We start from the raw sequence: 20,872 nt of genomic DNA on the forward strand, positions 1-20,872 counted from the left end.
TACCTCCAATTTTTTCAAAACACCCATTATTTTCTCGAAATTTGCGCTAAAGTTGTGCATATAAATTAAAGTGTCGTTACTTCAATTTACTGCTATTTAGTAGTTTGCACAACTTTCTTCAAATGCACCACGGGTATTTAGTATTTTCGTTTTATCTATGAAAGCGCTATCTGTAAAAGAAATCAAAACAGAACTTAATCAACGATCACAAAGTGAATTAGTTGAATTATGTTTACACTTATCAAAATTTAAAAAAGAAAATAAAGAGTTACTTACATATTTACTTTTTGAATCTGATCATGAAGAAGGATATATCCAATCAGTAAAAGAAGAAATAGATCTTTTATTTGAAGAGATCAACACTCAATCTTTCTATTTTATAAAGAAAAGTATTCGTAAAATTCTAAGACGGCTTAAAACCTACATTCGCTATTCTAAGCAAAAAGAAACCGAAGTTGAATTACTCTTATATTTTTGTACAAAACTTAAACATTTTTCTCCCTCTATAAAAAAGAGTACCATATTAAAAAACTTATATCATAGAGAGTTATTAGCCATACAAAAAAAGGTTACCAAATTACATGAAGATTTACAATACGATTATCAATTAGAAATAGTAAAATTAGAATCACTTTAATATTATTTTCTAGTCTTATTAGCTGACAAAATTTCTCCTTTTCAATATCTTTGTTTACGTACTAATTGATGCGTCATATTATCATTAAATTAAATAGACTCTATAGTTAATATCATATTTTTTTCATCAAAAAAATGATTATTATCATAGTTTTCACTTGCTAGTTAGCCTAATATTGCCATCGCTTAAATTTCATCTATGAATCTTTCAACTTATATCGATCATACTATACTCAAAGCTACAGCCACTGTACAAGACATAAAAAACTTGTGTAAAGAAGCTAAAACTTATAATTTTTATGCTGTTTGTGTCAATGGCGCTTATGTAACTCTTGCTGTAAACGAATTAAAAGATACCGATATAAAAGTAGCTGCTGTTGTAGGATTTCCTCTTGGAGCAAATACTACAGCATCAAAAGTTTTTGAAGCACAAGATGCTATAGAAAATGGAGCTACAGAGATCGATATGGTTATCAATATTGGACTCTTAAAATCTGAAGAAATACAAGCTATCACAGATGAAATTAAAGCTATAAAAAAAGTAATTGGTCATCATACCTTAAAAGTAATCTTAGAAAATTGCTATCTCACCGATCAAGAGAAACGCATAGCTAGTAATGCTGCTCTTGAAGCTGGTGCAGATTTTATAAAAACCTCAACAGGTTTTGGTACAGGTGGCGCCACCCCAGAGGATATTGCCCTGATGAAGAGTGAAGTAAAAGATGCCCTACAGATCAAAGCTTCAGGAGGAATTAGAGATACCGATACGGCTAACAGTTATATTTCATTAGGTGTATCTCGTATTGGTACCTCCTCTGGTATTTCTATAGTTAAAAATAGTTAGTCATGAGTTTACATATCAATGCAAAACAAGGGACTATTGCCGAAACAGTTTTACTCCCAGGCGATCCCATGCGTGCCAAATGGATTGCAGAAACTTTTCTAGAGCAATCCGAATGTTACAATACGGTAAGAGGAATGTATGGATATACAGGAACATATCAAGGTAAACGTATTTCTGTACAAGGAACAGGAATGGGAATTCCCTCTACACTTATCTATTGTCATGAATTGATTACACAATATGGAGTCAAAAATTTGATTAGAGTAGGTTCGGCAGGATCCTATCAACAAGAAGTAACATTAAGAGATATTGTTATCGCCATGGCTGCGTCTACTACTTCGAGTATTAATAGTAACCGTTTTCCTAACGCTTATTATGCCCCTACTGCAAATTTTGAGCTATTTCAAAAAGCATTACAATACGCACAAAAAAATGACATTGCTATAAAAGCTGGAAACGTTTTGTCTGCAGATGTATTTTATGAAGATCAGTTTGAAAATTATAAAAAATGGAGTGCTATGGGAGTCTTGTGTGTTGAAATGGAAACAGCTGGACTGTATTCTATTGCAGCAAAACACAATGTAAATGCTTTAAGTATTCTTACTATTTCAGATTCATTAGTTACTGGTGAACAAACTACAGCTCAAGAACGTGAATCTTCTTTTAAGCCAATGATAGAAATAGCCCTATCATTAGCTTAACTATTAAAGAATTTACTCATTATATAATAATATACAAGCATATATTAAAAAAGAGACCGAGAATAATATCAATTATTTTCGGTCTCTTTAATTATTTTATTTCTAAAATATTCTTAGCTATTTCCTTTTTTGTAATCTGCCAAGAATTTTTCTAATCCTATATCAGTAAGAGGGTGTTTTAATAAACCTTCTATAGATGATAATGGTCCAGTCATTACATCAGAACCGATTTTTGCACATTCTAATACGTGCATAGTATGACGTACAGATGCTGCTAAAATTTCAGTTTCAAAATTATAGTTATCATAAATCAATCTTATCTCTGCAATAAGGTTTAGACCATCAGTAGAGATATCATCTAACCTTCCTATAAATGGAGATACATAAGTCGCTCCTGCTTTGGCAGCTAATAACGCTTGTCCTGCAGAAAATACTAAGGTACAGTTTGTTTTGATTCCTTTATCACTAAAGTATTTAATTGCTTTCACTCCATCTTTGATCATTGGTATCTTAACTACAATACGCTCATGAAGTGCCGCCAACTCTTCTCCTTCTTTGATCATTCCTTCATAATCTGTAGCAATTACCTCTGCACTAACATCTCCTGTAGCTATTTCACAGATTTTTTTATAGTGATTCAAGATATTTTCTCTTCCAGTAATTCCCTCTTTGGCCATTAAAGATGGGTTTGTTGTAACTCCATCTAATACTCCTAAATCTTGGGCTTCTTTGATTTGATCAAGATTTGCGGTATCTATAAAAAATTTCATAGTGCTCTGTTTATATATTAAATACTATTTTTTGTTCTTTTTTGAAAGTTCAAAATTACAACTTATAATGATTCATTAATAATTTCTCATACATTTTATCCGGAAGTATTCTTTTTAATACAATAGAAAACTTCTGCATAAATTCTCCTACTTTATAATGAACTTTAGGCTTAGGTCTTTTAATAATAGCTAGTACTGCTTTTGCCATCTCTAAAGGATCTTTTCCTGCATCTACATGTTCATCCATTAATTCTAAAGTATTCCCATAGACTTCTTCATATGGCGAGTCTTTTATAATCGGTGCATGAAATCTTCCTGCTGCTATATTGGTAGCAAAATCTCCAGGAGCTACATTAGTCATTTCTATATTAAAAGGCTTTAACTCCATACGCCATGCTTCTGTGGTAATCTCCAAAGCTGCCTTAGAAGCACTATAAATCCCTCTATATGGTAATCCCATATATCCTGCTATAGAAGTAATATTAATGATAAGTCCTTTTTTTTGAGATCTCATTAAAGGCAATGCGCTTTTAATAACGTTAAGCGGACCAAAATAATTAGTATCAAAATTTTTCTGAATTTCTTCTTCAGGTATTTCTTCTATAGGTCCTGTAATTCCAGCACCTGCATTATTAATTAGAATATCTAATCTTCCTTCTTTTTCTTTAATAGTTGCTATAGCATTATTTATACTTGCTACCTTAGTAACATCTAACGCTATCAAAGGGATGATCGAATCACTATAGCGATCTGGATTACGACTGGTACCATAAACGATATACCCGTGCTGTAATAAATATTCTCCTATAGATTTTCCTATTCCCGAAGAACCTCCTGTTATTAAAACTACTTCTGATTTAGATTGCTTACTCATACCACAAATATCAGTTTTTTTTAAACGTATGCATAATTCTTATTAAAAAACTAAACCTATCTCAAAAGTAAAATCTTTCTCTTGAAATATCTTCTTACTAAACACCTCTCAAAAGAGCTGATTTCACTTATATAAATCATAATTTCAAAAAAGAAAAATAAAATTTTATATACAAGTAACACTAAATAATTTGAGAACTCATTAAAGTCTATTATATTAGTATACAACATTTAAGAAACATTCTTTTATAGAGTAACTTATTACTCTACTCAATACTCTAACTAACAACATTGACTAATTAATAATCCTATGACTGCTACCGAAATTATAAGTAAAGTATTTTTACCATTATCTCTTGCTATCATTATGCTTGGGATGGGAATGACTTTAGTTCCTGCCGATTTTACTAGAATTATAAAATATCCCAAAGCAATTTTAATTGGTCTAACCAATCAACTTATCCTTTTACCAATTATTGGTTTTTCATTAGCCGTAGTCTTTAACTTAAGCCCAATAATGGCTGTTGGATTAATGATTTTGGCAGCCTGCCCAGGAGGTGCTACTAGTAATTTGATAACCCAAGTTAGTAGGGGAAATATTGCTTTGTCGGTTTCATTAACAGCTATAACAAGTTTTGTTAGTATCGTTACAATTCCATTTATTTTGTCTTATTCAATTGATTATTTTGGCGCTGATACCGATAGCATAATAAAATTACCCATATTAGATACCATATTACAAATAATGGTCATTACAGTTATACCTATATCTATAGGTATGTTTATTCGAAAGCTTAAACCAAATTTTGCCAATCGAATGGAAAAACCAATGCGTCTTGCTTCAACTGTAATTTTTATTATTGTTTTTATTGCTGTAATAGTCGCTAATCTAAATATAATAGGTAAGGCAATGAAAGATGTAGGCCTAGTTACGCTTTTATTAAATCTATTAACAATGGGATTAGGTTATTTAACCTCAAGGTTTTTTAAATTAGATTTAAGAAATGCTATTTCTATTACTATTGAGAGCGGAATACAAAACGGAACACTTGCCATTGTTATTGCTACAACCATATTAAACAATATAGAAATGGGAATTCCTACTGGAGCATACGCTATATGGATGTTCCTTACTGGAGGAATTTTAATGTGGCAGCTCGGAAAAAGATCTAACGTAGATTAGAAATAGAAAGAATTAATTTCAATTAGAAAAATGAACTACTTATTGGTTTTAATTTTAGCCATATTCTAAACTTGAGAAAGAAATTCCTATTATTTAAACTATAAATATCTTTTTAGATTATGCCTCCTAAATAAAGAATATTAACTCCTATTGTAACATTCTATAGTAAGTATCATCTATCATGATAAAAATATATCAATGAAACGACTATCTTTTCTAATCAACATCTTAATTACTTTAATAATTCTTGGATGTAAAGAAAAACAACCGAATAAAGAATTAACAACAGAAAACCTTATTAATAACAAAGTTGTTTTTAAAATTGATGAACGAACAGAATTTTTTCGAACAATTTTTAACCTTGCAGTACAAGATGTTTTACCAGAAGATATTAGACCTTGTCAAACAGCTTATTTAAAAAGAGTTAACGAACACTTTTTACCATTTAAAAAACACCCTCTTATTGAATGGGTATATGAAGACGAAAACATAGGAATTGATTTCTCGACTATTGGGCTGATGTATAAAAGCTTAGAAAATTTTGAATTTGACAGTACTTATGAAAAAAAACTCAAATCTTATGGTTTAAAAAAAGAGACACTTGATTCTATACAACCTTTGATGCTCGACTTTTATCAAAAGTCAGGATTCCATAAGTTTTTTGAGAACAATAAAGAATATTATCAAAATGCCATTTCAAAAATTGAAAATGAAGTTTCTGAAGAAAATCTTTTCGGAAAAGTAATGGATTTTTACCAAGAGAAACAAGACGGATTAGAACTAGTTGTATTTGTAGAACTCACTAATAATGCGAATAATAAAGCTATAGATTTCTATGACAATTACAATTCAAATAAAAGAGCGCTTATTTTGATAAATTATTGTGATGATTATATAAAGCCAAATGAAACAAACGAATCTATGGTTTTAAACAATTCGATTAGAGGTATTTTATATCATGAAACCTCTCATCTTTTTACAACAAAATTATTAAAAAAACATATCGGAGATTTAACTCAATATAAATCAATTTGTGAAGACTGTAGTGATACTCAAATAATGAATAAAGTTGATCATATGATTGTGTTTCCACTTCAAGCTGCGATGATGAAAAGATTTGATAATAATAACGGAGGTCATGATTTTTATGTAAACAAATGTGAAGATGTAAGAAAAGAAATTTACAAACGCTTAAGCGATTATCAACCAGAAAATAAAATTCCGTTTGAAAGCATCTATGTAGAATGTATTAATCTCATTAAAGAAGCTTCTAAATCAAAACACAAATAGTCTATATTAATAAAAAATCAGATGTAATAAATAATTCAAAATGTCTGGTATATAACAATCCATTAAAAGTATTTTAGTTTCTTTATAGAAAAAAACCTATTCATATCTGAATAGGTTTTCTATGATTAGTTCTTTTTAGTATTCACAAACTCCAAAATATGGAGGTCTATACATCATACAAATACCTACTTCTAAAACTTGTCCATTATCATCTCTTACAATACAGTCACGATGTGTTCTACAACTTTGCCTTCCTGCAAAGATTTGCTTTTGTTCATGTCTATTTAATTTGATTACCCCTTCTAGATTGAAAATTTTTTCTTTCATGATTATAAGATTTTAAGATTAGATTGTATTTACAAGTTTAATCAATTATTCTCTATTATGTATTCTGAAAAACCACAAAATAAGTAAGGTATTCTACTAATTAACAATTATTTAAATCGACACACTTTAAACTTTTTTCAATATTAAAAATGAATTAAAAAAGGGAATGATTTGTATTGACTTTCAAAGTCAAGAAGGTAACTTTATTGCATAAAAAAAGGCAAGCTACCTACATCACACCGCTACAACCGTTTACCTTTGCTGCGTTCCCGCCCTGGAGGATTCAACAGGAGCTAGTTGTGTAGGACTTGCCGGGTGCAAATATACAACCTTTCTTTAGTTCTGCAAGCATTTTTTTACTCGAATTAAAATAAATATCTTGCTCAAAAATTAAATCTGAGTCATGAAAATACATAAATTATTAACATTCACTATATTATCTTTAACACTTATTTCATGCGGAAGTAATACAGGAAAGAAAAAAAATTTCTTTTCTGCCGAAATTCCTAATAAACAGACCAAATTTAAGCTAGGAGAAACCTTAAATATCGGTATAAAGAATCCAAAAAATAAAGTAATCGATTCTGTAACCTATACTTTTCAAGGTAAAAAAACAGCGCTTACTACAAATGCAACTTCTTTTTCAGAAAAATTTGATACAGAAAAACTAGGAAACCATACTGTAGCTATAGAAGTATTCTTTGAAAACACATCACAAAAATTAGATAAGAAGATCACTTTACTTAATAATAAAGCACCACAATTATATAAATTCAATATCATTGCTTCTTATCCTCATGATCAAAAAGCATTTACACAAGGATTAGAGTTTGTAGGTGATACCTTATATGAGAGTACTGGCCAAAATGGATTTTCTTCATTAAGAAAAGTTGACTATAAAACAGGGAAAGTATTACTCAAAAAAGATGTTCCTCAACAGTATTTTGCAGAAGGAATTACTATACTTAATAATAAGATTTATCAACTAACTTGGTTAGCAAAACAAGGTTTTGTATATGATTTGGCTTCTTTAGAAAAAACAGGAAACTTCTCTTATGGACAAAGTAAACAAGGATGGGGACTATGTAATGATGGTACTACAATCTATAAAAGTGATGGTTCAAATAAAATATGGTTATTAGATGCTGAAACTTTAGCCGAAAAAGGAGCTATCCAGATTACCACAAATAAAAGTGTAAAATCTAATTTCAACGAATTAGAATGGGTTAATGGTAAAATCTATGCCAATACCTGGCCTAAAAATGGAGCTACAGATAAAAGTAAATTGAAAGAAAGTATCTCTATTATTAATCCTAAAAATGGAGCACTTGAAGCTGTAATTGATTTAAGAAGTCTTCGCACTCATGTTACACAACATGAAGAATTAGATGTTTTAAATGGTATTGCTTATAAATCTGATTCAAATCAACTGTTTGTAACAGGGAAAAATTGGGATAAAATATTTGAAATCGAAGTTGTAAAACCCAATTAAAAATAATACACTCATATACAAATAGTTATACATTTTATTGAAACATTATAATAAATAGACAGTTATTATTGTATAATCATAATAAAATGTACCTTTGCGGCTTTATTTTAAGTATATGAACAAATTTGAAGAGTTAGGGTTAGGAGAAGCTATAATTAAGGCCGTAGATGCTATGGGCTTTACAGAACCCAGTGACATACAAGCAAAGGCCATTCCGATTTTATTAGAAGAGGATACAGATATTGTAGCATTGGCGCAAACGGGTACAGGAAAAACCGCAGCTTTTGGTTTTCCTTTGATAGAAAAGATTGATGTAAATAGCCGTACTACACAAGGATTAATCTTATCTCCTACTCGCGAACTTTGTTTACAGATTGCTAATGAATTAAAAAATTATTCAAAATTCATTAAAGGCCTACACACCGTGGCTATTTATGGAGGAGCTAGTATTCAAGAACAAGCTAGAGATATTAAACGTGGAGCACATATTATTGTAGCTACTCCAGGTCGTATGCAAGATATGATTAACCGTAAAATGGTTAATATATCTAATATCGAGTATTGTGTTCTTGACGAAGCAGATGAAATGTTAAACATGGGATTCTATGAAGATATCAATACCATTTTATCACATACTCCAGAAGAGAAAAGCACATGGTTATTCTCTGCTACTATGCCTAGAGAAGTAGCTTCTATAGCAAAACGCTTTATGAAAACTCCAGTAGAAATTACTGTAGGACATAAAAACACTGGATCAAAAAATGTTTCTCATGAATACTACTTGGTAAATTCTAGAGATCGTTATTTGGCTTTAAAAAGATTAGCCGATGCTAATCCCGATATCTTTTCTGTAATTTTTTGTCGTACCAAAAGAGATACTCAAAAAGTTGCTGAAAATTTAATCGAAGATGGTTATAATGCTGCTGCTTTACACGGGGATTTAAGTCAGAATCAACGTGATTTGGTAATGAAGAGTTTTAGAAATCGTCAAATACAAATGCTTGTTGCTACTGATGTTGCAGCAAGAGGTATAGATGTTGATGATGTAACACACGTTATTAATTATCAATTACCTGACGAAATAGAAACGTATACACACCGTAGTGGTCGTACAGGTCGTGCTGGTAAAAACGGTACTTCTATGGTTATTGTTTCTAAGAGTGAAGTGCGCAAGATCAAATCTATTGAGCGTATTATCAAAAATTCTTTCGAAAGAAAAGAAATCCCTAGTGGTGATGAAATATGTCAAGTACAATTATTTCATTTAGCTAATGATATTAAAACTTCGGAAATCAATCATGAAATTGATAGTTATTTACCATCTATTAACGAAGTGCTTGAAGAATTTACAAAAGAAGAATTAATTAAAAAATTCTTCTCTGTTGAGTTCTCTCGTTTCCATAATTATTATAAAAATGCCAAAGATCTTAACTCTGTTAATGATCAAGATGGTGGAAGATCTCATAATGGATCTATTCGTTACTTTATCAATATCGGACAAAAGGATGGTTTTGATTGGATGTCTTTAAAAGACTTCTTAAAAGAAACATTAAGTCTAGGTAGAGATGGTGTGAGTAGAGTTGATGTAAAAGAAAACTTCTCTTTCTTTAACACTGCTCCAGAAGAGCAAGACAAAGTACTTTCTATCTTTGAGAATTTCAAACTTGAAGGAAGAAGTGTTAATGTAGAAATCTCTAAAAACTCAGGAGGCCGTAGAGATCGTGGCGGAAGACGTCGTGGAGATAATAGAGGTGGTTTTAAAGGAAATCGTCGTAGTGATGATTTTAAACCTAGAAGAAGAGGTGATAGAGATCATAAAAACAATGATAACAAAAGAAGAGATCGTAGAAGACGTAGTGATCGCAACTAATTAATTTTTATAAAAAAGTAATATAGTTTATATACGTTTAATATGTTAACTTCTGTAAATTTATACGTCTTATATATGTACATGAAAAGAACTTTATTAATTATATTACTTTTTTTAACTGCTTTTTCTTCGTTTGCTCAAGAAAACACTTCAGAAACTACTCAAAAAGATGTTATTTCTGGAAAGGTATTGAATGCTGCAAATGATGTAAAACTACAAAACGTACACATTCTTAACCTAAGTCAAGTAGTAGGTACTATTACTGATAACGAAGGTGATTTTAATATCCCTGCAAAAGTAAATGATACTTTATATTTTAGCTATATAGGTTTTAAACCCTTAAAAGTTCGTGTTACAAACGATTGGTTAAAATTTGGAGATGTTAAAATTAAAATGACAGAATTAGGAATTGCTCTAGAAGAAGTAACCGTTTCTGAAATTCCGCTTACAGGATACTTAGAAATCGATGCAAAAAAGATTCCGATCTATGATAACTACAGATACAGTATTTCTGGTTTAAATACTGGTTATGAAGGTGGTAACAAACAACCTAGTGCAGTAACCAAAACCTTAAATGCTATTTTTAATCCTGCTGATTTCTTATATAATACGTTTAGTAAACGTGGAAAAGAGTTACGTAAGCTACGTAAGATGAAACAGGATGATAAGATTAAAAGTCTTCTTGAAAGTAAATTTGATAGAGAAGCTTTAATGGCTTTATTAAAAGTTGATCGTATTGATGTAGACGAGATTTTAAGGCATTGTAACTACTCTGAAGATTTTATCAAATTTGCTAATGATTTACAGATTCTTGATGCTATTAGTGGGTGTTATGAAGAACATAAATTACTTCAACGTAAGTAATTAAAAATATATCAAAAAAATAAGCCTCGTTTAAAAACGAGGCTTATTTTTTATTGATTATCTACATTAATCAAAATACGAACTCCAGAGAATTCTTTTATTATAGCAAACTTATTCAGTATTTTATGTATTGCTAATTTAGTTTGTTTAATAGATTGTCCTTGTGGTATCTTAATTAAAATGTGCTTATGGTATTGATTTCTTATTCTCGCTACTGGTGGGTATTCTGGACCTAATACAAATTCTTTAAACAAGCTTCTCATACTTTTGGCTAACCATAAAGAACCATCATTTACTTTTTGATAATCTTTATGTTTACAAGTGATCTTAATCAATCGATAAAACGGTGGGTATTTATATTGATGTCTTTCTTCTATTTGATCTTTATACATCGATTGATAATCATTAACCGATACTTGTTGTAAGATTTGATGATGTGGATTATAAGTCTGTATGAGTACTTTTCCTCTTTTTAAACTTCTTCCTGCTCTTCCTGCTACTTGTTGTATTAATTGAAAACTACGCTCATGAGCTCTAAAATCAGGAAAATTGAGCATATTATCTGCATTTAAAACACCTACTAAACTTACATTTTTAAAATCCAAACCTTTGGTTAACATTTGTGTTCCTACCAAGATATCAATTTCTCCTTGTTCTAATGCTGTGATAATTTTTGCGTGTCCATTTTTACCCCTAGTAGTATCCTGGTCCATACGGCCTATTTTATGCTCAGGAAACAATTCTAATAACTCTTTTTCGATTTGCTCTGTACCAAAACCTTTGGTCGTTAATGCTGTACTACCACATGCGTGACACTGTTGCATCATAGCTATATGGTATCCGCAATAATGACATCTCAATTGGTTACGGTATTGGTGATATGTCAAACTCACATCACAATTAGGGCATTGAGGAGAATGACCACAAGTTGTACATTCTGTAACTGGAGAAAAACCTCTTCTATTTTGAAATAAGATCACTTGATCTCCTTCTTTTAACGTCTCCTCCATTTGCTTTAAAAGCGTATCGCTAAAATGTCCTTTCATTCTTTTTTTACGATACTTTTCTTTGATATCTACCAAAGAAATATCAGGCATCAATACATTACCATGTCTTCTAGTTAATTCCACCAAGCCATATTTTTGTCGCTTTGCATTATAATAAGTTTCTATCGCTGGTGTAGCTGATCCTAATACTATTTTTGCTTTAAACAAGTTTCCTAAAACAATAGCCGTATCTCTTGCATGATATCTAGGTGCTGGATCAAACTGTTTAAAAGTTGTTTCATGCTCTTCGTCTACAACAATTAAACCTAAATCTTGAAATGGTAAAAATATTGCTGATCGCGCTCCTATAATTACTTGAGCTTTTGATTTATTTTTTAAAACATTATTCCAGACTTCTACTCGCTCATGTATAGAATATTTTGAATGATACACTCCTAGCCTATCTCCAAAATGCTTTTGTAATCTCCATATTAACTGAGTAGTAAGTGCTATTTCTGGTAACAAATACAAGACTTGCATCCCTTGATTCAGGACATCTTCTATTAACTTGATGTATATCTCTGTTTTACCAGAAGAAGTCACTCCATGTAATAAACAAACATCTTTGGTTTCAAAAGTTTCTTTAATTTGTGCTAAAGCCGTTTCTTGATAAGGATTTAAGGATGAAGTTTCTTCAACTGCTTTTCCGTCATATGCTATTCTATCAGTCTGTAAATGATATTCTTCAAATATTTCTTTTTTCACAAGACCTTTTACAACGGCTGCTGTTGAGTTTGCAACTTGAATTAAGTCTTTTACTTTTATACCTTTTTTGCTTGATGCTTGTAATGTAAAATATTTTAGAAGTACTTCTTTCTGTTTAGGTGCTCTACTTACTTTTTCTAATAATTTTTGTAGTGCATTATCTCCTTCGTGTTGTGGATGTAATCGTATAAATCTAACTAATTTGGGTTTATACTGCTCATAGATTTCCTCTTGTACCGTTATTACTCCTTTTTCGAGTAATCGTTTGATTACAGGTAAAACCTTTTTCTTGTTAACAATACTCATTACTTCTTGCACTTTAAGCAAACTTTGGTATTGTAATGCTTCATAAACTAGATATTCATCTTCTTTTAAAGTCTCAATATCTATTGTCTCTTTATCATTCTTAAGAATAATAGTTTCACTCTCTAACAAAAAGGCATTAGGTAAAGCCGTTCTTTCAATTTCTCCTATAGATGCCATATAATATGAAGCCATCCAATTCCATAATACTAACTGCTTTTCTGTAACGATAGGTTCTTCGTCAAGAATATGATCGATTTCCTTGGCTTCGTATAATTGAGGTTCAGACTGATGTATTTTTGTTACAATTCCTGCATACATTTTAGTTTTTCCAAAAGGAACTGCTACCCGCATTCCTGGTTTTAAAAAACCTGCTTCGTCTTTGTTTACACTATAGGTAAATTCTTTGTGCAACGGAACTGGTAAAATAACATCTATAAAATAATCCATAAAAGATAAAACTGTGTCTACATATCGGGAGTATATCTCATCCCTTCTTATTTAAGATAAGGACAAAAATACAGTTTTTGTATCGCATTGTTTTTATATCTAAAGAATAATCCTCTTCAAATAAAAAGCGATATAAGATTGCTCCTATACCGCTTTTATCTCAAGTAATAAATATTGTTATTTTTGAATTCCTAACATTCCGTTTTTAATTAGTGCACAAGCTGGCTCATCACCTAACCAAATTTTAAATAATGCATATTTAAAATCTCTACCTTTGATTTCGCCTATAAACTCTCCGTTTTTATATGTCTTTAAATTTCCACCTTTAATATAAACAAAATCAAAGAAATCATTTACATTAATAGCAGCTCCAAATATTTTTAAAAATTCATCTATACGTGTTTGCAATGTTTCTGTATTGCCATACATAGCGTCATCAAATCCTTTTTTAAATACTTTTGTCATACGTTTATTAGTTACTCTTTTTGAAACTATATTTAAACGTATAGCCATACTTTCGTCAGAATCTAATACTTCTTTAGGATCGTTATACTTATTTTGTGTGTATAGTCCTCCAGAGTAGGTATCTACACTAAGTACACTACGCATTCCCGCTCCATTTAAGGTTAATTCTTCTCCTTCAAAACTTAATTTATAAGGAAGTACTACATTACCTATACGGATTTGAGAAAACCCCATAGCACTAATGGCTATAAGCATACAAAATAGAATTGTTTTTTTCATGGTTGTTGTTTTTTACAGATATGACTATTGAGTCTATTTAGATAAAAAAACCTGACAAAAAAAATGTTAAATTATGCTTAATTCTCACGTATTTAGGATTCAATTCTAATTATACTTTAATCCATTGTTGAGTTCTAAATAAGAATGCTATATATCCTCTTACATTAAGTCGTTGTGGATCATCTTCGTCAACCCATATCTTACATCTATATACTTTTCCATTTTTGGGATCTGTGATTGTTCCTCCACTATATTCTTCTCCATCTTTAGATAAAGCTTTGATAATTACCATACCTTTTACTGGTTTGTTATAATCTTCCCCGTCACATTCTGTACAAAGCTTATCTTCTTCAGCTTTATTCATTAGTTCTAAAATTTTGCCGTAATATTTACCATCATTATCCTTATAAATTTCAACAATTGACTTGGCTTCACCAGTATTATCATCTATCGTTTTCCATTTACCTATTACTGATTGCGATGTCATGCTAATGCTAAATAATATAGCACATAAAAAAAACATAGTTTTGGAATTACTCCACATATTGATTCGAATTAATTTGTTAATAGTCTCTTAATATACTAAAATCTATGCAAAAAAAAACAGCCTTAAGATTTTCTTAAGACTGTTCTGGATAAGCTTATAATTGAGTTTATTATTGCAAACCTAGCATTCCTTCTTTAACACTTTCACTAGCAGGCTCTTCCCCAAGCCAAATTTTAAAAAGTGCATATTTAAAGTCTCTACCTTTAATGATACCTAATTCTTTATCATTCTTGTAAACTTTAACTCCTTCATCTTTAATATATGCAATATCAAAAATGTCATTCTTTACTATTGGCTCTGAAAAGAATCCAATAAATTCTTGAATTCTTTCATCTAAAGCTGCTGTATTTCCAAATGTAGCTTTCTGAAATCCTTCACGCACAGCGTTAATCATTTTTTGCTGTGTAATAAATTTTGATACAATATTCAATTTAATCGACATTGTTTCATCTGCATCTAAAATAGCTTTTGGATCTTTACTTCTGTTTTGTAAATACAATCCTCCTGCATATAAGTCGATCCATAATAATTGACGCATTCCTGCTCCATTCAATTTTAAGTTAACGTCTCCCCTATTTTCTTCGTAAGGCAAAATAGCTTTTCCAATTCTAATTTGAGCTGTAGCTGTTGTCAACGAAATTAGGGCTACTAATACTAAAAAAATTCTCCTCATTACTTCTGTTATTTTTTTGCTGGACAAAATTTTATCACCGAACAAAGATAATTAAAATTGCTATGCATGCACAATAAAACGTTAAAAAACAGTTAATTTTTAACGTTTTACATTTCCTATCATCTCAATAGGGTGGTATTTAATCCTATTTGTTTGTTTTCCTACACTATAGTAGTAATCCAACAATAAAAATTACAAAGAAGTGTGATTCTGATCACAAAAAAATTACTGTATAATCTCTTTTCAAGTACTGAAAAACCTCATTATCAACAACTTTCTTTTTTAATATTTTTTTAACTTATTTTTTATTTTTGAATTTCAAAAAAGTAAGGCTATCGTATTCATTTTAGCATTTCAAAAAAAGTAAAATTGTCTTTTTGGGCAATTATTATTTCTTATTTTGACTTATTCTTTTTTTTATTTTTTAACATATTTATCTTTTAAAAACTATACATGAAATCGTTTTTTAATAGTTTTATGTTAAAACAAATTACATCTTTTTCTTAGTTTTTCTTTTTCAGTTTATTTAAAGATGCATTTAGTTCAAAGCCTAATAAGAGAAGATTTGCATTAAGCCATATATAAAGCATTAATATTAATAATGCTCCAATTGAACCATATAATTTATTGTATGTAGAGAAATTGTCTATGTAGATTCCAAACAAATATGTCGTAATAATAATAAGAATGGTAGTCATTATAGCTCCAGGTGAGAAAAAACGACTATCTCTACCTTCTGTTACTCCAAAATAAAACAGAATAGAAACGGTAAAAAAGATCATTAAAACCCAAATAACATATTTACCTATCATTAACCAAAAAATCGAATCATCAACAACTCCCATGTTATTGAGGTTACTTACGAGATAAGAAAAATATAACGTAAACACTACTGTCGTTAATAGTAACATTGCTATGACCAAAGAAACTCCTAACGCAACAGCATATTGCTTTATAAAATTGCGATTTAAGGTCACATGATAAGAATATTCAAATCCAGAAAAAACAGCATTGACTCCATTTGACATTAAAAAAATTGACAAAATAAAAGTTGTTGATAATAAGGTTCCTCTAGGGTTTATAGCAACATCTTTTATGATTTGTTCAAAAAATTCCCATGTGTGAGAAGGTAATATTTCTTTTATAAATGCTAGAAATCCTTCTTGAAAGTTTGTTATAGGAATATATGGGATTAAGTTTAAAGTAAATAGTAAAAAAGGAAATATCGCTATAAAAAAGCTCCAAGAAATAGCACTTGCTCTAGCAGAAAAAGTTCCTTTAATGATCCCTAATAAATAACTTTCTACTAAATCATATAATGATAAGCCTACAAATCCTGGTAAAACAATCTTTTTACCAAGTTTTACCAGAATTGATAGGACAGGTATCTTTAAAAGTTTTTCTTCTAGCTGTCTAGGCATCTGTAAAATCTTATACGGCTTTAAGGCTTAAATCTAGATTATATACAGAATGTGTTAATGCTCCACTACTGATATAATCCACACCACATTCTGCATAATGTCGTATGGTATCTTCATTTATTCCTCCACTTGATTCTGTAAGACAAGTATCACCTATCATAGCCACCGCTTTACGTGTATCTTCATAATTAAAATTATCTATCAAGATACGATATACTCCTGGTGTTTTTAATATCTCTTCTATCTCTTCTAGGTTTCTCGCTTCTACGATAATTTTAAGGTCTCGATTTGTTTCCTTTAAATAGTTCTTAGTCTTTTCTATGGCTTTGGTTATTCCGCCTGCAAAATCAATATGGTTATCCTTTAACATAATCATATCGTATAAAGCAAAACGATGATTTTCTCCTCCACCTATCTTGACAGCCCATTTTTCTAAGGCTCTTATCCCAGGTGTCGTTTTTCTAGTATCCAAAACTTTGGTTGCTGTTCCTTCTAATAACGTTACAAACGAATTTGTCTTGGTAGCAATAGCACTCATACGTTGCATTGCATTAAGTACTAAGCGCTCGGCTTTTAGAATTGACAAAGAACTTCCTGATACATAAAATGCTATATCTCCATATTTTACAGGCGTTCCATCTTCTATTAATACTTCTACTTCTAGATTAGCATCTACATAAGCAAACACTTTTTTTGCAAAATCAACACCTGCTAATATTCCTTCATCCTTTACTAATAGTTTAGCTTTTCCTGTTGTAGTATCTGGAATACAAGCTAAAGAACTATGATCTCCATCACCAACATCTTCTCTAATAGCATTGGCAATTATCAAATCAATCTCTTTGTCAAATTGTGCTTTACTTATCATTTCTAAACGTTATTTTTGCTAATGTAAAAAAGTAATTCCTAACTTTTAAACTATGATGATAAAATTAGTTGCTATTGGTAAAACTGATAGTAAAGATTTACAAAAATTGATTGATGAGTATACTAAACGCCTAGGTTTTTATATCAAATTTAAATTGGAGATTATTCCTGATTTAAAAAAAACCAAGAATTTAAGTGAAGCGCAACAAAAAGAAAAAGAAGGTGAACTAATTCTTACTCATGTCTCTACTGCAGATACTTTAATCTTATTAGATGAGAATGGTAAACAATATGATTCTGTTGCTTTCTCTGAAGTTTTACAAAAACATATGAATAGTGGTATCAAACAATTAATTTTTGTAATTGGTGGTCCTTATGGTTTTAGTCCTAGCATCTACAACCGTGCCAACGGAAAATTATCTTTATCAAAAATGACATTTTCTCATCAAATGGTACGTCTATTTTTTATTGAGCAATTGTATCGAGGTTTTACCATTTTACGTAATGAGCCATATCATCATCGCTAAACAAATAAAAAAAGCTATCGATTATCCTGTATCAATAGCTTTTTCTTTTGTATCTATTTTTAGTTTATCCACTAATTACATCTCGTAATTCTTGTCCTAACATTTCAATTTTTTCAGCAAAATCATCAGAAACTAACTCTTTATCTACATATATTTTTAGACTTCCTTTTGCTAATTTACAGTAAAAGGCTTTTTCTCCATTTTTGACTTTACTCCAAGTTATTATTCCTTCTTCTTTTTTATTCTTTACTCCAAGTTCGTTATTAAGTATCTCTTTAAGTTCTGTCGTCAATTCTTTGGCATATCTAGCTCTAAATTTATACATATCACTAGTGTTGTTAATCGATATAGAACTGCTGCTACTTCTCCTTTTTTTATTATCACTCGAATACGAAGTACTATGTGATATACTACTTGAAGTATATGATGAACTTGAAGTTGCTGGAGGTTCTGGCGTTGCTGGTGGTGTTATCTGCCCTTGTACTGATATACTAATTATACTTAAAACGATCGCTGTTATTATTGTTTTCATCTTGTCTTTTTTTATTTATTTGATTTTAAATTCTAGTCCTATACCTCGTATACTTTCTAAAGAGATATTAGGATCTAATGCAAAGTATTTACGTAACCTAGATATAAACACATCCATACTTCTACCCGAAAAGAAATCGTCATTTCCCCAAACAGCAGTTAGAACCTGTTCTCTTTTTATTAATGTGTTTTTATGCGCATAAAAAAACGCTATTAATGTTGCTTCTTTCTCTGTTACTCTTTTAGAGAATTCGCTATGTTCTAACAAAAAACTCTTAGTATTAAATTTATATGTTCCTATTTGTAATGTTTCTTCACTTTTTTGTTCTTGAATCACGCGTTGACTACGCTTGATTATATTTTGTATTCTCAATACAAGCTCGTCTGCTTCAAAAGGTTTTACGATATAATCGTCTGCTCCTAATTTGAGTCCTTTAATTTTATCTTCTTTTTGTCCTCTAGCTGTTAAAAAAATAAACGGCATTTCTGGTGTTATGGCTATGATTTCTTCTGCCAATGCAAAGCCATCTTTTTTAGGCATCATTACATCAAGTACACATATAGCAGGTTCTATTTTATGAAACATTGCTATTGCTTCTTCTCCATCTTTTGCCCATTCTACAACAAATCCATGCAATTCTAAATATTGTTTTAAAATGCTTCCAAAATCAAAATCATCTTCGGCTAATAATACTTTTTGTATTGTCATATTGGTAATTTGATACTTATTGTTGTTCCCTCGTTTTCTTTACTTTTTATACTAATACTTCCTTCATGCGCCATTATAATTTGCTTGACATAATAGAGTCCTAAACCTAATCCTTTTACATCATGCCTAGCTCCTGTGGGAACTCTATAAAATTTCTCAAATATTTTCTTCTGTGCAGTAGTAGAAATACCAATTCCGTTATCTCGTATTATAATTTGATAATACTTCCCTACGTTTTCTGTTTTGAGTTCTATTACAGTTCCTCCATATTTTACTGCATTGTCTATTATATTCGTTATCGCAGTATTAAAATGAAACTTGTCTATTGCTAATACATTTTTCCCTATTGAAAAATCCGTATTTAATGTTGCTCCGTTTGCTTTCAGCTTAAAGTCTTCAATTATATTCAATATCAAAGCATTAACTTCTACTTCTTCTTTGTTCAAATCTTTAGCAGTAACACCTATAGCATTATTCATTACTTGATATAGTAATCGCTGTAATCTTTTATTTTGTCTATCAATTGTTTCTACAGTGGTAAGATAGCTATCACTTCCTGCTAATAACTTTTTATTTTGTAATGTTTTAGTTGCTATATTAAGTACTGCCAAAGGCGTATTAAATTCATGTGTTATATTATTTATAAAATCAGTTTTTATATCGGCTATCTTTTTTTGTTTAATGTACAATCGTACAGCATATATAAATAAAATGCATACAGTAAGTATAGATCCTATAGCTAGTGATAGAAGCATCCCCATTCTACGTAACACAATTGCATTCCATTCTGCTACTTCCATAAAACGATTAGTCTTCATTTTTAATACGATGTGATCCTCTGGAAGATATTCATCGCTTGCTTCATCTTTTGAACCTGATTCTGTCTCCCAAGTACCTATATTGATATTGATTCTATTCGTTTTGGATAACAATTCTCCAAATAATAATATCCCATTATCTTTTGTTTTAAATATGGTATCCATTGCTCCATTTCGAACTAAGAATAATTCACTCATCTCATCTTGAATCCCTATCTGATACGGAATATTTTTATGACTCATTTTTGACTTATAATAAGTTAAAAATGTTTTATTTAAGGAATCTGACTTTATTTGAAATTGATTCAACAACTCCTTCTTTGTAATTTTTTCTGCTTTATATTCAAATAAGAGTGTTACCATTTCTTTTTTATACATATCATCCCAAGTCTCGATATGCTTATCATCATCTATAAACTTTAATTCATTTTTTACTTCTTTTATAAAAGCTTTTTTTTCAAGCTTAAAAGTATTTTGAATAAGGTAATATTGAATACTTGATAAAACAACAATAGCGATTAATGATGCTATTACGAGTATCCCTATTTTTGTTTTTATAATCATATTCTTATTATTACTATAAGTGTATTTTAATTATTGTTATTTGTGTTTTTGTTTTTTCGTCTTCTCAAAAGTACTAACAAATCAACTGTTTTTAAGTTAAAAACACTTCGTTAACCT

The 20,872-nt window shown here is 30.2% G+C and carries 21 protein-coding genes and 1 other RNA gene; 9 read left to right on the forward strand and 13 right to left on the reverse strand.

Going from position 1 to position 20,872, the window contains the following annotated elements:
* Positions 1–157 precede the first annotated feature (157 nt).
* From ACYEKI_RS17995 to deoD, 3 genes are all read left to right on the forward strand, one after another.
* Positions 158–637 (forward strand): hypothetical protein, encoded by a 480-nt coding sequence (locus ACYEKI_RS17995; protein WP_459212601.1) that lies wholly within the window; start codon positions 158–160, stop codon positions 635–637.
* A 198-nt stretch (positions 638–835) separates the two neighbouring features.
* Positions 836–1,480 carry a deoxyribose-phosphate aldolase gene (gene deoC / locus ACYEKI_RS18000; protein WP_459212602.1) on the forward strand — a complete coding sequence of 215 codons (645 nt, stop codon included), beginning with the start codon at positions 836–838 and terminating at the stop codon, positions 1,478–1,480.
* A 2-nt stretch (positions 1,481–1,482) separates the two neighbouring features.
* Complete coding sequence (gene deoD / locus ACYEKI_RS18005; protein WP_459212603.1) at positions 1,483–2,181, forward strand: purine-nucleoside phosphorylase; 699 nt, start codon at positions 1,483–1,485, stop codon at positions 2,179–2,181.
* 113 nt (positions 2,182–2,294) lie between these two features.
* Here the strand turns inward: deoD and fsa are convergent, their stop codons facing one another.
* Both fsa and ACYEKI_RS18015 read right to left on the reverse strand, forming a co-directional pair.
* Positions 2,295–2,951 carry a fructose-6-phosphate aldolase gene (gene fsa / locus ACYEKI_RS18010; protein WP_459212604.1) on the reverse strand — a complete coding sequence of 219 codons (657 nt, stop codon included), beginning with the start codon at positions 2,949–2,951 and terminating at the stop codon, positions 2,295–2,297.
* A gap of 55 nt (positions 2,952–3,006) precedes the next feature.
* Positions 3,007–3,825 carry an SDR family oxidoreductase gene (locus ACYEKI_RS18015; RefSeq protein WP_459212605.1) on the reverse strand — a complete coding sequence of 273 codons (819 nt, stop codon included), beginning with the start codon at positions 3,823–3,825 and terminating at the stop codon, positions 3,007–3,009.
* A 309-nt stretch (positions 3,826–4,134) separates the two neighbouring features.
* Here ACYEKI_RS18015 and ACYEKI_RS18020 point away from each other — a divergent pair, with 309 nt between their 5' ends.
* Positions 4,135–5,007, forward strand: coding sequence for a bile acid:sodium symporter family protein (locus tag ACYEKI_RS18020; RefSeq protein WP_459212606.1), 873 nt, complete (start codon positions 4,135–4,137; stop codon positions 5,005–5,007).
* Positions 5,008–5,205: 198 nt separating this feature from the next.
* Complete coding sequence (locus tag ACYEKI_RS18025; protein WP_459212607.1) at positions 5,206–6,297, forward strand: DUF4932 domain-containing protein; 1,092 nt, start codon at positions 5,206–5,208, stop codon at positions 6,295–6,297.
* 135 nt (positions 6,298–6,432) lie between these two features.
* On the opposite strand, the gene ACYEKI_RS18030 is transcribed toward ACYEKI_RS18025, so the two are convergent.
* Both ACYEKI_RS18030 and ffs read right to left on the reverse strand, forming a co-directional pair.
* Entirely contained in the window at positions 6,433–6,624 is a 192-nt protein-coding gene (locus ACYEKI_RS18030; protein ID WP_459212608.1) for a hypothetical protein, read from the reverse strand.
* 215 nt (positions 6,625–6,839) lie between these two features.
* Positions 6,840–6,938, reverse strand: an RNA gene (ffs, locus tag ACYEKI_RS18035) — signal recognition particle sRNA small type.
* Between the two features lie 89 nt (positions 6,939–7,027).
* Here ffs and ACYEKI_RS18040 point away from each other — a divergent pair.
* From ACYEKI_RS18040 to ACYEKI_RS18050, 3 genes are all read left to right on the forward strand, one after another.
* Positions 7,028–8,116, forward strand: a complete 1,089-nt coding sequence (locus tag ACYEKI_RS18040; RefSeq protein WP_459212609.1) for a glutaminyl-peptide cyclotransferase — start codon at positions 7,028–7,030, stop codon at positions 8,114–8,116.
* Between the two features lie 115 nt (positions 8,117–8,231).
* Entirely contained in the window at positions 8,232–9,986 is a 1,755-nt protein-coding gene (locus tag ACYEKI_RS18045) for a DEAD/DEAH box helicase (protein ID WP_459212610.1), read from the forward strand.
* An 81-nt stretch (positions 9,987–10,067) separates the two neighbouring features.
* Positions 10,068–10,850 carry a carboxypeptidase-like regulatory domain-containing protein gene (locus tag ACYEKI_RS18050; protein WP_459212611.1) on the forward strand — a complete coding sequence of 261 codons (783 nt, stop codon included), beginning with the start codon at positions 10,068–10,070 and terminating at the stop codon, positions 10,848–10,850.
* Between the two features lie 50 nt (positions 10,851–10,900).
* Here the strand turns inward: ACYEKI_RS18050 and priA are convergent, their stop codons facing one another.
* The 6 genes from priA to nadC all read right to left on the reverse strand — a co-directional run bounded on the left by priA (position 10,901) and on the right by nadC (position 17,607).
* Positions 10,901–13,354 carry a replication restart helicase PriA gene (priA, locus tag ACYEKI_RS18055; protein WP_459212612.1) on the reverse strand — a complete coding sequence of 818 codons (2,454 nt, stop codon included), beginning with the start codon at positions 13,352–13,354 and terminating at the stop codon, positions 10,901–10,903.
* Between the two features lie 177 nt (positions 13,355–13,531).
* The gene (locus ACYEKI_RS18060) at positions 13,532–14,098 is read right to left on the reverse strand and encodes a chalcone isomerase family protein (RefSeq protein WP_459212613.1); all 567 of its coding nucleotides are present in this window, start codon (positions 14,096–14,098) and stop codon (positions 13,532–13,534) included.
* 109 nt (positions 14,099–14,207) lie between these two features.
* A complete protein-coding gene (locus ACYEKI_RS18065; RefSeq protein ID WP_459212614.1) occupies positions 14,208–14,585 on the reverse strand; it encodes a DUF2147 domain-containing protein in 378 nt (125 codons plus the stop codon).
* A 169-nt stretch (positions 14,586–14,754) separates the two neighbouring features.
* Positions 14,755–15,318 carry a chalcone isomerase family protein gene (locus tag ACYEKI_RS18070; protein ID WP_459212615.1) on the reverse strand — a complete coding sequence of 188 codons (564 nt, stop codon included), beginning with the start codon at positions 15,316–15,318 and terminating at the stop codon, positions 14,755–14,757.
* A gap of 503 nt (positions 15,319–15,821) precedes the next feature.
* Entirely contained in the window at positions 15,822–16,739 is a 918-nt protein-coding gene (locus ACYEKI_RS18075; RefSeq protein ID WP_459212616.1) for a YihY/virulence factor BrkB family protein, read from the reverse strand.
* Between the two features lie 10 nt (positions 16,740–16,749).
* Positions 16,750–17,607: a carboxylating nicotinate-nucleotide diphosphorylase gene (gene nadC, locus ACYEKI_RS18080; RefSeq protein ID WP_459212617.1), complete on the reverse strand. Its 858-nt coding sequence runs from the start codon at positions 17,605–17,607 to the stop codon at positions 16,750–16,752.
* Positions 17,608–17,659: 52 nt separating this feature from the next.
* Between nadC and rlmH the strand changes: the two genes are divergently transcribed.
* Entirely contained in the window at positions 17,660–18,133 is a 474-nt protein-coding gene (rlmH, locus tag ACYEKI_RS18085; protein ID WP_459212618.1) for a 23S rRNA (pseudouridine(1915)-N(3))-methyltransferase RlmH, read from the forward strand.
* Positions 18,134–18,197: 64 nt separating this feature from the next.
* Here rlmH and ACYEKI_RS18090 read toward each other — a convergent pair whose 3' ends face one another.
* From ACYEKI_RS18090 to ACYEKI_RS18100, 3 genes are read right to left on the reverse strand one after another with little or no spacing between them, the layout of a single operon-like run.
* Positions 18,198–18,665, reverse strand: a complete 468-nt coding sequence (locus ACYEKI_RS18090; RefSeq protein ID WP_459212619.1) for a hypothetical protein — start codon at positions 18,663–18,665, stop codon at positions 18,198–18,200.
* Between the two features lie 15 nt (positions 18,666–18,680).
* Positions 18,681–19,367, reverse strand: a complete 687-nt coding sequence (locus ACYEKI_RS18095) for a response regulator transcription factor (protein WP_459212673.1) — start codon at positions 19,365–19,367, stop codon at positions 18,681–18,683.
* A 2-nt stretch (positions 19,368–19,369) separates the two neighbouring features.
* Positions 19,370–20,755 carry a sensor histidine kinase gene (locus tag ACYEKI_RS18100; protein WP_459212620.1) on the reverse strand — a complete coding sequence of 462 codons (1,386 nt, stop codon included), beginning with the start codon at positions 20,753–20,755 and terminating at the stop codon, positions 19,370–19,372.
* Positions 20,756–20,872 lie beyond the last annotated feature (117 nt).

Origin of the sequence: Aquimarina rhabdastrellae (assembly GCA_947387485.1) — a bacterium.
GTDB lineage: Bacteria > Bacteroidota > Bacteroidia > Flavobacteriales > Flavobacteriaceae > Aquimarina.

Excerpts from the sequence above, each read along its gene's own strand:
- ACYEKI_RS18070 (WP_459212615.1), bottom strand. The coding sequence starts at position 15,318 with ATGAGGAGAATTTTTTTAGTATTAGTAGCCCTAATTTCGTTGACAACA.
- ACYEKI_RS18065 (WP_459212614.1), bottom strand. The coding sequence starts at position 14,585 with ATGACATCGCAATCAGTAATAGGTAAATGGAAAACGATAGATGATAAT.
- ACYEKI_RS18050 (WP_459212611.1), top strand. The coding sequence starts at position 10,068 with ATGAAAAGAACTTTATTAATTATATTACTTTTTTTAACTGCTTTTTCT.
- ACYEKI_RS18025 (WP_459212607.1), top strand. The coding sequence starts at position 5,206 with ATGAAACGACTATCTTTTCTAATCAACATCTTAATTACTTTAATAATT.
- fsa (WP_459212604.1), bottom strand. The coding sequence starts at position 2,951 with ATGAAATTTTTTATAGATACCGCAAATCTTGATCAAATCAAAGAAGCC.
- ACYEKI_RS18030 (WP_459212608.1), bottom strand. The coding sequence starts at position 6,624 with ATGAAAGAAAAAATTTTCAATCTAGAAGGGGTAATCAAATTAAATAGA.
- ACYEKI_RS18040 (WP_459212609.1), top strand. The coding sequence starts at position 7,028 with ATGAAAATACATAAATTATTAACATTCACTATATTATCTTTAACACTT.
- priA (WP_459212612.1), bottom strand. The coding sequence starts at position 13,354 with ATGGATTATTTTATAGATGTTATTTTACCAGTTCCGTTGCACAAAGAA.
- rlmH (WP_459212618.1), top strand. The coding sequence starts at position 17,660 with ATGATGATAAAATTAGTTGCTATTGGTAAAACTGATAGTAAAGATTTA.
- deoC (WP_459212602.1), top strand. The coding sequence starts at position 836 with ATGAATCTTTCAACTTATATCGATCATACTATACTCAAAGCTACAGCC.
- deoD (WP_459212603.1), top strand. The coding sequence starts at position 1,483 with ATGAGTTTACATATCAATGCAAAACAAGGGACTATTGCCGAAACAGTT.
- ACYEKI_RS18075 (WP_459212616.1), bottom strand. The coding sequence starts at position 16,739 with ATGCCTAGACAGCTAGAAGAAAAACTTTTAAAGATACCTGTCCTATCA.
- ACYEKI_RS17995 (WP_459212601.1), top strand. The coding sequence starts at position 158 with ATGAAAGCGCTATCTGTAAAAGAAATCAAAACAGAACTTAATCAACGA.
- nadC (WP_459212617.1), bottom strand. The coding sequence starts at position 17,607 with ATGATAAGTAAAGCACAATTTGACAAAGAGATTGATTTGATAATTGCC.
- ACYEKI_RS18045 (WP_459212610.1), top strand. The coding sequence starts at position 8,232 with ATGAACAAATTTGAAGAGTTAGGGTTAGGAGAAGCTATAATTAAGGCC.
- ACYEKI_RS18100 (WP_459212620.1), bottom strand. The coding sequence starts at position 20,755 with ATGATTATAAAAACAAAAATAGGGATACTCGTAATAGCATCATTAATC.
- ACYEKI_RS18090 (WP_459212619.1), bottom strand. The coding sequence starts at position 18,665 with ATGAAAACAATAATAACAGCGATCGTTTTAAGTATAATTAGTATATCA.
- ACYEKI_RS18020 (WP_459212606.1), top strand. The coding sequence starts at position 4,135 with ATGACTGCTACCGAAATTATAAGTAAAGTATTTTTACCATTATCTCTT.
- ACYEKI_RS18060 (WP_459212613.1), bottom strand. The coding sequence starts at position 14,098 with ATGAAAAAAACAATTCTATTTTGTATGCTTATAGCCATTAGTGCTATG.
- ACYEKI_RS18015 (WP_459212605.1), bottom strand. The coding sequence starts at position 3,825 with ATGAGTAAGCAATCTAAATCAGAAGTAGTTTTAATAACAGGAGGTTCT.